This is a genomic window from Paenibacillus sp. CMM36 (genome assembly GCF_053570945.1).
On sequence record NZ_JBSEDY010000005.1, the window covers coordinates 230,149 to 245,744 of the forward strand.

The 15,596-nt window shown below is 47.9% G+C and carries 12 protein-coding genes and 1 riboswitch; of the genes, 2 read left to right on the forward strand and 10 right to left on the reverse strand.

Annotated features, from left to right (window positions below; genetic code table 11):
* Positions 1–64: 64 nt before the first annotated feature.
* The 4 genes from ACWA2B_RS13105 to ACWA2B_RS13120 form a co-directional block, all read right to left on the reverse strand.
* Complete coding sequence (locus ACWA2B_RS13105; protein WP_449292295.1) at positions 65–874, reverse strand: aminoglycoside N(3)-acetyltransferase; 810 nt, start codon at positions 872–874, stop codon at positions 65–67.
* 171 nt (positions 875–1,045) lie between these two features.
* Complete coding sequence (sdhB, locus tag ACWA2B_RS13110) at positions 1,046–1,813, reverse strand: succinate dehydrogenase iron-sulfur subunit (RefSeq protein WP_039272681.1); 768 nt, start codon at positions 1,811–1,813, stop codon at positions 1,046–1,048.
* Between the two features lie 18 nt (positions 1,814–1,831).
* Positions 1,832–3,577 (reverse strand): succinate dehydrogenase flavoprotein subunit, encoded by a 1,746-nt coding sequence (gene sdhA, locus ACWA2B_RS13115; protein WP_061830109.1) that lies wholly within the window; start codon positions 3,575–3,577, stop codon positions 1,832–1,834.
* Positions 3,578–3,671: 94 nt separating this feature from the next.
* Positions 3,672–4,346, reverse strand: coding sequence for a succinate dehydrogenase cytochrome b558 subunit (locus ACWA2B_RS13120; RefSeq protein WP_449292277.1), 675 nt, complete (start codon positions 4,344–4,346; stop codon positions 3,672–3,674).
* 226 nt (positions 4,347–4,572) lie between these two features.
* On the opposite strand from ACWA2B_RS13120, the gene ACWA2B_RS13125 reads away from it, so the two are divergent.
* A complete protein-coding gene (locus tag ACWA2B_RS13125) occupies positions 4,573–5,478 on the forward strand; it encodes a LysR family transcriptional regulator (protein WP_029518250.1) in 906 nt (301 codons plus the stop codon).
* Positions 5,479–5,483: 5 nt separating this feature from the next.
* On the opposite strand, the gene ACWA2B_RS13130 is transcribed toward ACWA2B_RS13125, so the two are convergent.
* The gene (locus ACWA2B_RS13130; protein ID WP_023990146.1) at positions 5,484–6,161 is read right to left on the reverse strand and encodes a potassium channel family protein; all 678 of its coding nucleotides are present in this window, start codon (positions 6,159–6,161) and stop codon (positions 5,484–5,486) included.
* Positions 6,162–6,179: 18 nt separating this feature from the next.
* The gene (locus ACWA2B_RS13135) at positions 6,180–7,520 is read right to left on the reverse strand and encodes a TrkH family potassium uptake protein (RefSeq protein WP_318628008.1); all 1,341 of its coding nucleotides are present in this window, start codon (positions 7,518–7,520) and stop codon (positions 6,180–6,182) included.
* A 582-nt stretch (positions 7,521–8,102) separates the two neighbouring features.
* Positions 8,103–8,256: riboswitch (cyclic di-AMP (ydaO/yuaA leader) on the reverse strand.
* A 261-nt stretch (positions 8,257–8,517) separates the two neighbouring features.
* On the opposite strand from ACWA2B_RS13135, the gene ACWA2B_RS13140 reads away from it, so the two are divergent.
* Positions 8,518–10,248 carry a CPBP family intramembrane glutamic endopeptidase gene (locus ACWA2B_RS13140; protein WP_449292278.1) on the forward strand — a complete coding sequence of 577 codons (1,731 nt, stop codon included), beginning with the start codon at positions 8,518–8,520 and terminating at the stop codon, positions 10,246–10,248.
* On the opposite strand, the gene uvrC is transcribed toward ACWA2B_RS13140, so the two are convergent.
* From uvrC to ACWA2B_RS13160, 4 genes are all read right to left on the reverse strand, one after another.
* Positions 10,217–12,301, reverse strand: coding sequence for an excinuclease ABC subunit UvrC (uvrC, locus tag ACWA2B_RS13145; RefSeq protein WP_340933081.1), 2,085 nt, complete (start codon positions 12,299–12,301; stop codon positions 10,217–10,219). The genes ACWA2B_RS13140 and uvrC overlap by 32 nt on opposite strands.
* 160 nt (positions 12,302–12,461) lie before the next feature.
* Complete coding sequence (gene trxA, locus ACWA2B_RS13150; protein ID WP_010347861.1) at positions 12,462–12,779, reverse strand: thioredoxin; 318 nt, start codon at positions 12,777–12,779, stop codon at positions 12,462–12,464.
* 125 nt (positions 12,780–12,904) lie between these two features.
* Positions 12,905–13,852 carry a primosomal protein DnaI gene (gene dnaI / locus ACWA2B_RS13155; RefSeq protein WP_029518246.1) on the reverse strand — a complete coding sequence of 316 codons (948 nt, stop codon included), beginning with the start codon at positions 13,850–13,852 and terminating at the stop codon, positions 12,905–12,907.
* 53 nt (positions 13,853–13,905) lie between these two features.
* Entirely contained in the window at positions 13,906–15,423 is a 1,518-nt protein-coding gene (locus ACWA2B_RS13160; RefSeq protein ID WP_069012623.1) for a DnaD domain protein, read from the reverse strand.
* Between the last annotated feature and the right edge of the window lie 173 nt (positions 15,424–15,596).

The following is a 15,596-nucleotide window of genomic DNA, read 5'->3' on the forward strand; positions in this document are numbered from 1 at the left end:
ATGCGTTCCCCCTTGCGATCTATTCCTTGATCTCACTTATTCGAATTCTTACCGTCCAGAAGCTTTAGCGATGGGTGGACAACCACTGCTCCGCATAGTCTACCAAATCACGTTGCCTCGCGAAAAAACATGAAGCCTCCCCAATGTTCACCCGCGTAAAAGCTGAGGGACAGTCCCGTTCAAAATCAAGTCCCAGCTTCTCAAAGTCATCTGAGGTAATATTAAAATCCTGAAAAGATACCCACGCTTTTGCTCCATCCACCATCATAGGAGCTTGATGGGTGATCACTTCACGTCCATTGTAGGCTGTTCGATATTCCGCCAAATGTAGGGACGTGTTGCTGTCATGTCCGCAGCCCAACAGCACTACATAAGCATCTGCCTCGTACAGCTTCGCCAAGGGCGAATGCTCACCCAGTCCAAAGTCGAGCTCATGAGCTGCCAGTAATTCCGAAGCTGTGGGTCCACGTGCCGCCAGAGAAACATGCGGATGCCCGCTGCGCTTGGTTCCCGGCAGGCCACGGAACGTTTCTACAATGACGCCCATCCCTCCGGTCAGCGTCCAGGCCGGATCATAAGCGGGCATTTCCTCGCGTACCAGTTCCCACCATGACTCATCCAGAGGCGGGTTCATCCAAGTCGAGGGATCAGTCAAGTCATGTGACTGTGTCGGCATCGCCAGCGTCCCTTCCGGGCCAACTGCTTCGGTTAGTGCGGCAAGAATGACCGAGGCCCCGCCTGGAACAAAGCGTCCAAAGCTGCGCATCGACGAGTGAGCAAGCAATGTCATGCCGCTCCGAACCCCCAGATCCTCTAATCCCTTCAATACATCCGACCTAGTGACAGGTCGATTCGTTATCGGTTGCACAGTCACCTGTCCAGCCTCCTTTTCTCCAAAAACGATACACAATACCATAATTATACCATAACTGCTATCCCGCGCTCCTTCCTCCATGTTACCCTCCATCATTCCTGAGCGCAAAAAACAGGCTTTCTCCAGTTTGAGAAAAAGCCTGTTTGGGCATAACCTATTCGCTGTCTAGTGCTATACAGTCAGCCAGCGCTTGAACATATGCTTGGTCGTTTCCTTGTTCATTTCGGCAATAGAAGTGGTCAACGGAATACCTTTCGGACAAGAGCGTACGCAGTTTTGCGAGTTCCCGCACCCTTCCAGCCCGTCGTCTGTCATCAACGCCTCTAGCCGCTCTTCCTGATTCATTTCCCCTGTCGGATGGCTGTTAAACAGGCGAACCTGAGATATCGCCGCAGGTCCGATGAACGTCGTCTTCTCGTTGACGTTCGGACAAGCTTCCAGACAGACACCACAGGTCATGCACTTGGACAGCTCATACGCCCACTGACGCTTTTTCTCAGCCATTCTAGGACCAGGGCCCAGATCGTAGGTACCGTCAATCGGAATCCACGCTTTGACCTTCTTGAGCGCATTAAACATCCGGCTGCGGTCGATGACCAAATCCCGAACTACCGGGAATGTGTTCATCGGCGCGATCGTAATCGGCTGCTCCAGCTTATCGACGAGCGCTGCACAGGCCTGACGCGGCTTGCCGTTAATCACCATGGAGCATGCTCCGCATACTTCCTCCAGGCAATTCGACTCCCAGCACACCGGAGCCGTCTCTTTACCGTGGCTGTCCACCGGATTACGCTGAATTTCCATCAGCGCGCTAATCACATTCATTCCCGGACGATAAGCCAATTCGAATTCTTCCGTATAGGGACTGGCTTTAGGATCAGCTTGCCGGGTCACAACGAACTTCACTGTTTTATTCGACTTCACTGCTTGCTCCGACATCTAATACACTCCCTTCCGTTATTTGTTCTTGGAATAATCCCGAATGCGTGGCTTGATCAGCGAAACATCCACCGCTTCATACGAGATTTGTGGTCCTTCCGGTGTCCAGTCCGCAATCGTCGTTTTCAGGAAATCCTCATCGTTGCGATCTGGAAAGTCTGGTTTGTAATGGGCCCCACGGCTTTCGTTGCGCAGCAGCGCACCTTTGGTCATCGCTTCAGCCAGCTCCATCATATTCCACAGTTGCCGTGTAAACGCCGCACCCGCATTGTTCCAGCGCGAAGCGTCATTGATGTTAATGTTAGAGTAACGCTCCTTCAGCTCCTTGATCTTGTGGATCGTAGCTTCCAGCTTGTCATTATAACGAACCACAGTCATGTTGTTCGTCATCCACTCGCCCAGTTCTTTATGAAGAACATAGGCATTTTCTTTTCCGTCCATATGCAAAATACGCTCATACTTCTCCGTCTGCTGATGAACTGCCGCATCAAATACGGAGGTAGCTATATCCTGTGCAGATTTTTTCAAGCCTTTGATATACTCCACAGCCTTAGGTCCAGCCACCATCCCGCCGTAAATGGCTGACAGCAACGAGTTCGCACCCAAACGGTTCGCTCCGTGGTATTGGAATTCACACTCACCAGCCGCGAACAGGCCTGGTATATTGGTCATCTGATTGTAATCGACCCACATGCCGCCCATTGAATAATGAACAGCCGGGAATATTTTCATCGGAATTTTGCGCGGATCATCACCGACGAATTTCTCATAAATTTCAATAATGCCGCCCAGTTTTACATCCAGCTCTTTCGGGTCCTTGTGGGACAGATCGAGGTAGACCATGTTCTCGCCATTAATACCCAGTCCATCATCAACGCATACACTGAATATTTCACGTGTCGCAATATCGCGAGGGACCAGATTTCCGTAAGCTGGATACTTTTCTTCGAGAAAATACCATGGCTTACCGTCCTTATACGTCCAAATACGACCGCCCTCTCCCCGTGCCGACTCGGACATGAGACGCAGCTTGTCATCACCTGGTATAGCCGTCGGATGAATCTGGATAAACTCACCGTTCGCATAGCGTACGCCTTGCTGATACACCGCACCGGCAGCTGTGCCCGTATTAATGACGGAATTCGTGGTTTTACCGAAAATAATCCCGGGCCCACCAGATGCCAAAATAACTGCATCCGCCGCAAAAGTCTTCACTTCCATCGTACGCAAATCCTGCCCGCAAATCCCTCGACAGATGCCTTCATCATCCAGTACAGCCTGTAAAAACTCCCAGTTTTCATACTTGGTCACCAAACCCGCAGATTCCCAGCGCCGTACCTGCTCATCGAGAGCGTACAGAAGCTGCTGTCCTGTCGTCGCACCAGCAAAGGCGGTCCGATGATGCTGGGTACCGCCGAAGCGGCGGAAGTCCAGCAGTCCTTCCGGTGTCCGGTTAAACATGACGCCCATGCGGTCCATGAGATGAATGATCCCCGGAGCCGCTTCGCACATCGCTTTTACCGGAGGCTGGTTGGCCAGAAAATCCCCGCCATAGACCGAATCATCAAAGTGAATCCAGGGGGAGTCTCCCTCACCCTTGGTATTTACCGCACCATTGATGCCACCTTGAGCACAAACGGAGTGGGACCTTTTGACCGGAACCAAAGAAAATAAATGAACGTGAACTCCCGCCTCTGCCGCCTTGATCGTAGCCATTAGACCTGCCAGACCGCCGCCCACGACAATAATGTTGGATGCTGCCATTTCTGCTCACTCCTTTTTTTCAGGATTTTTAACCAAATCCCCTTTTACGTTTGAAAATAGAATTTCAACACAATGTATAATGGATATGACTCATTTACAGTAGTTGTTTAAAAGTATTGCATTGCACCAAGGCAGTTGCTATTTCCTGAAATTCCGCGCTGCGGAATGCAAGCAGGGAGGCGATGAAGCCGATAGACACCACCACGAACAGGGTCATACAGATATAAGAAGATACTTTTTGCGCACGTGGTCCCACGGTAATCCCCCAACTGACCATAAATGCCCACAGTCCGTTAGCAAAGTGAAAGGATGCCGAAACGACACTGATTAGATACAAAATGAAATAAACCGGGTTCGTCACGATGCCATGCATGACCCCGCCTAGCTCCTCATGAGTTACATTACCCAGAGCCACCTGAAAGCGTGTGTCGTATACGTGCCAGATAATAAATACAAACGTAATGACGCCGGAAATACGCTGGAACAGAAAGCGCCAGTTACGTGAATAGCCGAACCTTTTGACATTCGGATCAGCCTGATAAGCGATATACAAGCCATAAATTCCGTGGAACAGTAATGGCAAGTAGATGAATAACGTTTCTAGTACAATAACCAGCGGCAAACCATTCAGGAAGGCCACGCTGCGATTAAATCCTTCCTTGCCACCCTCCACCGCTGTGAAGTTCGTCACCAAATGCTCAACAAAAAATAGAGCCAACGGAATGACGCCAAGAAGCGAATGCAGCTTTCTGGAATAAAATCCTCTCATCTAGGTCATGCTCCCTTCTCCCAATAATAGCGTTTTCAATAGTAATATAACATATAAAATGACAGTTCCCGACAGGAAATGTCCAACAAGGTGTCCCTTATTAGGAAAAACAAAAGTGTGAACATCTTGTGTCGCTTTCATGTTACTCCTTTTCGGCTTATAATGGAATTGCAATATACGTATTAATTATTATGTCTTTTTTGCATATAGAGAGGAAGTGGATGATTTGTTTGAGGATTTGAACGCTTTTGCCGTCATTGTCGAGCAGTCCAGCCTGAATAAAGCCTCCAAACTGCTGAATCTGTCCCAACCCGCCCTGTCCCGCAAAATTGCCAAGCTAGAGGAAGAGCTGGGTGTAAATCTCTTTGATCGTCGGGGCAAACGACTCGAAATTACGTCCACCGGCCGATTTGTTTATACATTCGCACTAGAGCAACGGCAACGGCAGCTTCGCTTCTTACAAAAGCTCTCCCAGCACAAAAATGAAGCCCAGAGTATGCTTACACTCGGCGCAAGTCTCACGACACTCCAGACAACGCTGCCTACCCTTGTCGAAGCTTTTATGAGCAAGCATCCTCAAACCGAGCTGAAGCTGCTCACCGGTAAAACCCATGAAATCGTCGCCTTTGTACGTGACAAAAAAGCAGACGCCGGTATTGTCGGGTCTGCCATTCATGAAGTCGGACTGCGTTGCATTCCGCTATTTGACGATCATTTGGAGCTCGTTGTTCCCATTGGACATGAATTAACCGTTAAGACAGGAACGGCCTCGATGAAAGATCTGCAAGGATTGCCGATGATTATTTTCTCCAAAGGAACCTGGTACCGCAGTCTGACGGATGACTTGTTCCAGCGCAGCGGCATCATGCCGGATATCCGCATGGAAATCGACTCCTTCGAGGCGATTGTACGCCTGCTTCCAACCTGTAAGGCTTCCGCCTTGCTACCCAAATCCTATTTGCGTAGCGAACTGCTGCGGGATAATGGACTCACTGCATTGTACTTGCCCGATTTGAAGGAGACACGCCGAACGACCTCCCTCATTTACTCGGAGACGACCGATCTCGGTCCGACAGCACGACGCTGGATTAGCGAGACACGTGCGTCGTTTGCAGGCTATCGTATGGTGTAGAGAGTTTAGCCCTCTTCATTGACATTAACAACCTCATCCTCAAAGCGGCCGATATTGTCATTTGAGCCGATGATGACCATAATATCGTCTGCTTTTAGCCGATCCATAGCCGTCGGTGCGATCAAGATACCGTTCGCCGTATGAAGCGCCACGACACTACAGCCAAAGCGGGTGCGAGCATTTAGTTCTGCAAGCGTTTTGCCGTTCAGACATGCAGGTACATTGAGTTCCACAATACTGTATTCCTTAGACAACTCCAAATAATCGAGCAAATTAGGCGTGACTAGCTGGTGAGCCACACGGATACCCATGTCCCGTTCTGGATAAATAATCCGATCCACACCGAGCTTTTCTAACGCACGCCCGTGCAGCACAGATATGGCTTTGGCTACGACCTTTTTCACACCCAGCTCCTTCAGCAAAATGGCGGTCAGGATGCTTACCTGGATGTCATCACCAATAGCAACAATGCCGCAATCGAAATTACGGATGCCCAGTGATCGCAATGAGTCTTCATCGGTAGCGTCCGCCACGACAGTATGTGTCAACATCTCACTCATACTGTCCACAACATCCTCATTCCGGTCAATGCCTAGCACCTCGCACCCCATATCCACCAATTGCAAAGCTAGGCTTGAGCCAAACCGCCCCAAGCCAATAACTACAAACTGCTGCGTTTTCATGTCTACTCGAAAACTCCCTTATCCTATAATCATTTTACCTTCCGGATGACGATATAATTCTTTACCCTTTTTCGGCCCCAGTGCATAAGCTAGCGTGAGTGGCCCCAGTCTACCTGCAAACATCGTCAGGGTAATCACCAGCTTGCCTATGACTGTCAAATCAGGTGTAAGCCCCATCGACAGCCCCACCGTACCAAACGCAGACACCGTCTCGAACAAGATCATCAGAAAATGATGATCTTCGGTTGCTGACAAAATCATCGTCACCCCGATCACGAACAGCAGCCCCAGCAGTGTAATGGTCAAAGCCTTGTAAATTCGTCCCTGCGCAAGTCGATACCTGAACAGCACAATATCTTCCCGCCCCCGCAGCATCGAAATCACTGCTCCAATGAGCAGCGCGAATGTTGTGGTCTTAATCCCGCCTCCAGTGGAGCCAGGAGAAGCCCCGATAAACATGAGTATGATGATAAAAAACTGCGTAGCCTGCCGCAAGCCAGCAATGTCCAGTGTATTGGCACCTGCGGTACGGGGAGTAACAGACTGGAATAAAGATCCCAGCAGTTTACCCCCCCAATCAAGCGAGCCAAGAGTCTTTGGATTCGTAAACTCAAACACAAAAATCACGAGCGTGCCGACTACAATCAGAGCGCCCGTCATGCTGAGTACCACCTTGGTATGCAGGGACAGTCTCTTACGCTTGCGATATTCTGCCAGGTCCGACATCACTACAAAACCAATGCCGCCTGAAATAATCAAAAACATGGCTGTAAAATTAACAATCGGATCATATACATAACCTGTTAGGCTGCGAAAGTGCCCGAATAAGTCAAAACCAGCATTGTTAAACATGGAGATGGCATGCCAAATCCCAAAATAAATCGCCCTGCCTACAGGCATATCAAACGACCAGCGAATCGCAAATATTACAGCACATATGCCCTCAATGACCAGCGAGTACAACAGCACCTTACGGATCAATCCGACAATTCCTTCGACAGAGGTCTGATTCATCGCTTCCTGTAAAATGAGGCGCTCCCGCAAGGAAATCCGACGTTTGAACACCAGCGCGATTAAGGTAGCCATGGTCATAAAGCCCAGACCGCCGATCTGAATGAGCGCCACGATAACAACTTGACCAAAGGTTGTAAAAAAGGTCCCCGTATCCTTTACGACAAGCCCTGTAACACAGGTCGCGGAAGCGGCAGTAAACAAAGCGTCTACAAACGCAAGTGGCTTTCCTGTTGTATTGGAGATCGGCAGCATTAACAATAAACTACCTATTAGAATGATAATGGCAAAGCCCGCAACGAATATCTGCGGTGGAGAAAGCCGGAGCCAGCTTGCATTGGGATTCATCTATTCATCACTTCTCCTACTTGGTGAATTATGAGCTTGGAGATCGCTACGGGTGCAGATTATTCTTCCGATTGCTGTTATCCCCGGATTTTTTGATTGTATAACCCCTTTAATGGTTAAAATCCGGAGATAGCTTATGCTTACGATGCGAGCTTTCCTACGGAAAGCTTTCAGGCAAACGCTTCGCTTCTTCAGAACAATTCTGCCCCTTCGCTACTGCCAGCCCATAAAATCACCAATCTCTTTTTAGTTTCTTTCGTCCGTTCTTATATAAAACAGAAAAGTATCCGCAAAGCGGGATACTTTTGCCTTTCAATACTCACTACTTCAGACCTCACTACCTTATGAAACGTTTGGTGACTTTAAGGCACGCAGCAGCGCAGCGGTCCATTTGAATCTGGAGAAGCGGTAGCGCTCGCCTTTGACTCTGAATTTTTAACCTTATTAAGGTTTCCTGATTCAATAAAATTCAGAGTCAACAGTGATCGGAAGATCAAATGAAACGCGCAGCGTCCTAACTCAGCAAACTTTTACACGCACATATACACACAAAAAAAGACACCGGAAAACCGAGTGCCTGACTTGGTTCCTGCTCATAGCCTACGAGGTTAGCTGACGGATTCGGGCAGCACAGTATGCCCTATTTACACTTCCGATCCACCAGTGATCGGCTGTAAAATTCACCCCAGTAACATGGTTCCCCCGTTTTCCCATAGAAATTCGGCTCAACTGTATATCATTACCTATGTATTTTATAGGCATTGCCTCAAGATTATAATCCTTCTATATCCAGATCACAAAACCGATTTCGTCGAAAAAACGTGAAATTGGCTTTATTTTGCGAATGGGCATCGTTTAATCGCAGCTTATCTTATTTTATTGGAACTTTAAAGTGCTTTCACTCTATTTTCATGAATATCGCTGGTCTGTTGGCGGGAACCTGTGCAGTATGATATCTTTAATGGATGTTCTTATTTACAGATTAAGGAGGAAACTCATGAATCCTATCGGGAAACCGGTCGTGCTCACGGCCAACTTCAAAAAATTAGGCTTGCTGGGCGGGATTGGCCTGATTTGCTTTTTTATCTTTCAATTGCTTATTCCCTCGCTTAGCAATCCGAGTCCAGAATCAGTAATGAATGCAAAGGTCATCAGCAAACAAGAAGCGGTCATACACGCATTGGACTTCGCCCGCTCCGAGCTGGGATATACTGAATCACAGCCAGAGGAGCCTCTGGTGACCTATCAGGCCGAAACAGATTTGTACGGTTATTTATCTAGAGAAAAACTGCTTCAACAGTACGACCGTACATGGAAGAAAAATTACCCTTACGAAACCTTTCGGGTCGATCTGCCTGAATCCTCAGCGAAGAGCAAGCTGCAAATTCACGTAGATTTATCCACTGGGAAGGTCGTTAGTTTTAAACGGATCACCTCCAGCACCAATTACACGCAGGCTGATATTTCTACGGATGAACAAGCACGTAACAGGCTTGTACGTGTGGCTGAGGACGGCATGACGCTTGAAGCCAAGGAGCAGGCGGCCGCTGTATGGGTGAAGCGCTTTGGCTTTAAGCCGGCGGATTTAAAGCTCGCGACCACTGAACAAGAAGGCGGATTAAAGTATACCATAGACGATAAAAAAATCGGCGCCTCGGTACTTACACTGGCTTTTACTTTTGAAAACGGTGATGTTCGCTCCTTCACTCAAAGCTTTTCGGCCCCGTCGTCCTATACCGATTATATCGAAAAGCAAACATTTTGGGCGAATTGGATGACCTATGCGGGTTATGCCCTGTTTAGCTTTGCGCTGGGTGTACTTGCCATTGTGTATGCATCACTCACCCGACGACATACTTCATTTGTACGCGGCATTGTTCTATCCGTTATATACTTTATTGCTAGTATAGCTGGGACCATGAACATGCTGCCTTTATTGCAAGCAGAAGCAGGCGGTAAGGGCATGCTTATATTTCTTATGGTGTTCCAGATTGGTGTTACCTTCGTCATGGCTGTAGCGCTCTACTTCTCCTTGGTCGGCGGTGACGGACTTATGCGTCAGGTTGGACTGAATGCATGGCCACGTGCGAAAGAGCCGGGCTACGGGCTGTATGTGCTTCGCAGTATGTATGTCGGCTACTTGTGGGCCTTTATTTTACTCGGGGTACAATCCATTTTATTCTTTATACTGGAGCGCACATTTAATACATTCTCCACAACAGATGCCACGCAATCCCCTTACAATATGGCTTATCCATGGCTGCTGCCAATTATGGCCTGGATGGCAGGTATTGGAGAAGAGACTGTCTACCGTCTGTTTGGTATTCCGATGGTCAAAAAAATAGTGAAAAATACTTTTGTTGCTTGTCTGATCACCACGCTGATTTGGGCACTGGGACATACACTTTATCCGATCTATCCAGTGATTTCCAGACCTATTGAGCTGACTTTTCTTGGTTTGCTGTTCAGTTTTGTGTTCCTGCGTTACGGCTTTATTGCCGCCATGTTCAGCCACGTTATTTTTGACAGCATTCTAATGGGACTTAGTGTGATGAGTCTGGGAGATACTGTGAACGTGAGCGCGGGCCTATTCTGGATCTTACTTCCAGCCATTGTGGGTTACATCATTTATTGGTTTAGTCCTAAAAAGCCGAATCGAATGATGTTTGAACCTATACAAAAAGAGGAGTCGCATTCTACGACTCCTCCTCCCGAAGGGCAGCTATAATCTGACGCGCAAGCTTATCCCCAATAGAGAGAGGCCGGAAGTCTTCGACACTGGCCTCTCTTATTTTTTTGAGCGATCCAAAATGCTTAAGCAGTAACTTACGCCGTTTCTCGCCAATGCCTGGAATAGAGTCCAGCCGGGAAGTTACCATAGATTTGCCGCGTTGCTCGCGGTGGAACGTGATGGCGAAACGGTGAACCTCGTCCTGAATCCGTTGCAGCAGGTAAAATTCTTCGCTATTACGTGCAAGTGTCACGGCCTCAGAGGATTCTCCCACCAATAGTTGGGATGTTCTATGTTTGGCATCCTTCACCAAACCACATACAGGAATGAACAAACCCAGCTCATTTTGCAATACATCGGTCGCCGCCTTAATTTGTCCACGTCCACCATCGACAACGATCAAGTCGGGACGTTCCAAATTTTCCTTAAGCACACGTTCATATCGACGCCGGATAACCTCACGCATTGTTTCATAATCATCGGGTCCCTGCACAGAACGGATTTTATATTTTCGATACTCCTTCTTGGCAGGTTTGCCATCAATAAACACGATCATGGCTGAGACTGGATCGGAACCCTGGATGTTGGAGTTATCAAACGCCTCCACCCGGTGCAAGCTATCCAGCCCAATGGCACGTCCGAGATTGCTTGCAGCTTTGGATGTTCGTTCCTCATCCCGCTCGATCAGCTTAAACTTCTCATCCAAAGCTACACGTGCATTTTCCGTCGCCATGCCTGTCATTTGCTTTTTCAGTCCACGCTGCGGTACAAGTACCTTTACATCCAACCATTCAGCCAGAGCGAGAGCCGCCGTACTTGGGTCCTCCAGTCCACCGGATAGTTGAGTTTCTGTTTCCTTTATCTCGGCATCTTGGTCACCAGCTTGATCTTGATTCGTTGCCGCTGCATAAGTTGCCCGTTCTTCAGCCACCAGCAGTGAGTCAGCAGAATGCTCTGTCTCCGTTTGTATCGCATTCTCATCTGTCTGTCCGGTAACATCGGCTGTAGGTGCACTGTAGAGTGCAGTTTCTGCCGCAACCGGTTGATCGACATTGACCTGTTTCGCCTGCATCAGCTTAGGAGAATCCGGCAGCAATATTTCCTGCGGCACTGCTGGGTTGTCACTATAATATTGCGTCACATAGGACATAAAATCACTGTAAGCCTCACCGTAGAAAGGAAAAGTCGACATATGGCGCTCGATCATTTTACCTTTGCGGACATATAGGATCTGTACACACATCCAGCCCTTATCTACTGAAAAACCGAATACATCTCGATCTTTCGCATCCGATGTGGTGATTTTCTGCTTTTCCATCATCGCGTCGATGCTGATAATCTGATCTCGCAACTCCTTGGCCCGCTCAAAGTACAATTCCTCTGCGGCCTCCTGCATTTTACGCTGAAGATCCTTTTTAATTTCCTCATGTCCCCCGCTCAAAAAGGAACCAATTTCCTGACCAATCTGGTCATACGTTTCCTTTTCGACCTCTTTCACACAAGGCCCCAAACATTGATGCATGTGATAATACAGACACACTTCCTTGGGCATCACACCACACTTGCGTAACGGATACATACGGTCCAGCAACTTCTTCGTCTGATGTGCCGCGTAGGAATTGGGGTACGGTCCAAAATATTTTGCTTTATCTTTCAGAACGCGACGGGTCACCTCCAGCTTGGGGTGTGCCTCGTTCGTAATTTTCAAATACGGAAAGGTTTTATCATCCTTCAATAGCACGTTATAACGCGGCTGGTACTTTTTAATGAGGTTGCACTCCAAAATGAGCGCCTCCATATTACTGCCTGTAACGATATATTCAAAATCACGAATATCGGAAACCAGTCGCTGCGTCTTGCCGTTATGGCTACCTGTAAAATAGGAACGGACCCGGTTTTTCAACACTTTGGCCTTGCCGACATAAATAATGGTGCCTTCGCTATTCTTCATCAGGTAACAGCCTGATGCATCCGGCAGTAACGCTAATTTGTGCCGTATGTTCTCCAGCGCCTTCTCCTGATTCTGCAAGTCCTCCGCATAAGGTTTCATTTGCCCGGTTCCTCCTTCCATTCTTAATGACTACTCAACTAACTACTTATAATATATAGGAATAATACACAAAAACGCCCCCGGTATTTACAACCGGAGGCATTGACCTTTCATGGCCGCTCCACCAAGCCCCCGCGGGAGCATGGGTCACATGCAATGATTATTGGTGTTTAGTAAGCATGCTTTTCAGCGCTTCTTTGGAGTTCAGTCCTACCACTTTATCAACAGGCTGTCCGTCTTTGAAAACGATCAGGGTAGGAATACTCATCACGCCGAAACGGGAAGCAGACTCTGGATTTTCATCCACGTTCACCTTCGCGATTTTGACGCTGTCGCCAACTTCTGTAGACAGATCCTCCAGAATAGGAGCGATCATTTTGCAAGGACCGCACCATGGCGCCCAAAAATCAACCAAAACGGTTCCTGTGCCTTCGACTTCTGCGTTGAAGGATTGATCGGACACGTTAACAATTGCCATTGTATGTTCCTCCTTTATAGAAAAGTCAAGATTATTATAACCTGTAATGTCTGTTTCGACACCTTTTAATTATATCACAATAGTCTTTTAATTGTAAGATATCGAAATAGCAGACGGATAAACGCTTACCCCCGCTGATTTTTTCCCTTTACGGTAATGACATCTACAAAAGGACGAATCCGGTCCATCAAGCGTTGTCCTTTATACATTTCCTCTCCATCCTTGCTCGTAAAGCTGAGATGCTTCTCCAGCCCTTGCAAAGAATAATTGGAAGTATAAAAAGTAGGTTTGCGGTTCATTCGGTAATTCAAAATAGAGCCCATCACGTGGTCCCGTACCCACGGGCTTAAATTTTCGGCTCCAATATCGTCAAATACAAGCAGATCACAATTTTTGAGCATTTCGGTCGTTTCCTTCAACTTCTGCCCATCCTGGATCATGGACTTTAAGTCCTCCACAAAATCAGGCATATACACGATCACACCGTTCAGACCCGACAGGGCCAACTCGTGCAATAAATAGCCCATCAAAAAAGTTTTACCCGTACCAAACGTACCTTCCAGATACAGTCCTTTTTTGGATAGACCCTGACTTTTCGTTTCTTCAATGTAACGGAATAGCTGTGTGACGGCAGGCATGCGTTGTGAATCTTTGCGCGCAATTTCAAGGGCGTTATATCCCTCCAGAAGTGCGCGTTCATCCACATAGAAGCTTTTAATTCGCTCACGCACCCGTTGCTCATGTTGGGAAGCAATCTGCTTCGCACATGGGGTCCGAATGTCTACAATTTCAGCAGTTCCATTCGGATATTCCACGCCCAGCTTGCAAAAGTGGCCCTGAAAATCGTTAGGACACCGTTCCAGTCCCGGACAATTGTCGCAATTTCGACGATCTCGGGCATACTGAAAGAGCATGCTCATGTTGAGTCGCAATTGTGTTTCGTCCACATCAGGATGCGCAGCACAAAACTCCTGCACGAGCGGATCATTTAGAACCTGATCGGCTACATTGCGAGTACGCTGGCGAAACGAAGGGTTCTGCATCTGCTGCAGCAAATCGCCCAGTGATTCCAAGAACGCTCCTCCTTTCTTAAAAAGTGCAGAGTTATGGATACCTTAAAATCTACCTACACCTTTTTCTGTTTACCGGATTGCATTCGTTCGGCCAGACGCAGCAGTTCATCCAATTCTTCCTCAGATACAGACTCCTCGGAAGGTTGATCTTGAACGATTGGAATGGATGGCTTGGCTGGCCCGTTATTTTTGGCATACGCGCGGGATCGACCGCCGGAAGGAGAAGCAGAGGACTGTTTTCCTTTTACCTTAGCTTGATCCCTTATATATTGAACGGCTTTCTCGTAAGTGTTTACCTGCTTAAGCAGCATATTGGAAGCAACGGCCTCGACAAAGTTGCGGTTAATCCGCTGATCGCTCCCGGATACGAGCAGTGACATCAAATAATGGATCAGCACGTTGATGACTTCGCCTGGCAGCTTATAGCTGATATCAATTTTCTCGAATATATCCAGCAGGTTACCGGGAACCGTGCCGGGGAAAAAGGTTTGCAGCAAACGGCGATAAGGCTCGTTGCGCAACATCATATTATATTGGTGAATGTCACACTTGGCTGTGAATTGTGGGGGAACCTCCACATAAAATTCCATTTCCACAGCTTGCTCTGCAGGCGGCTCTTCAGATGTGGAAGCTTCCCTTTGGCGCAAAGCAACTACCTTGGCGGCTTGAACCTGCTGCTCCTCCTGACGCTTGCGATCCTGTCTGGAGTGCTGGCTAGCCCGAAGCTGAAGCTCGTCGAGCAACAAGTCGCCTGCTTCGGTAAAAATACCATCCTCATCCAGCAATCGGCTAATATCCTGTACAGAAAGATCAAATTTGCGAACAACGTAATTGACCATGCCTAACTGCTCGTGCTCAAACCGAAGACGCTCCACGTGCTTACGATTGGCAGATTCACGCGGAAAACGGAGAATAATATCTGCATAATTCAATGCTTCCTCCGATTCTGACGCAAGTGGTCCAGTCTGACGGCTAGTAGACACCTCGGACAACGCCTGCTCCAATTCATAATCTATAACATGGGTATTCAGTTCAAATAACTCATAAAATGGAATCGAAATATTCTCTTTATTATAGGAAGATTGCGACCATTCGCTAGATTCTCTGCTCCACAATGATTCTCTCAGAGAAAGCACTGCAAACTTACCGATTTTGTCTCTCAACAAAAGGGTGAGATGCTGTGTTCTGAAAAATTCAGCAGGTGCGAGCGGCGGCTGCATCTCATATTCATACATATAGTCGTCCGTTTCGGGTGCATACAGCCTGGACGTCTGTAACAGACCGACGGCCTCCAGTTTGGAGGTCTGTTCAATCAAATACTTGCGTCCCTTCTCACTCGGCTCCAGTCCCAGTGTCAGAAAAAGGCGACGCTGCTGTTCCAACGGCGAATAACCGATTTGTCCGACTGGCACATGCTGGAACAACAGTCGATACAGACTGACCGCAAATGCGCCTACCATCGGCTGATAGACGCTTCCCAGCATCAATTCATCCAGTGCGCTCAAGCCAAATTCCCGATAAACGCAGTAGCGGTGGTTCTCAGTATAGTGCAGCAGGTTTTTCATCCGCATTCCAACATTCTTCCTTTCCTGACATAACGGTCTCCAAGATGTTTTTCTATTCTATCATACTTGCCTTCTGGTGGGACCAACAAAATAAGGGCAATTGTTCTCCTTTTTGGCAGCCGTATTCGTCTGAGTTCTACTTTTTTCGAGAATACTAACTATTTTATGACTTTGTGACC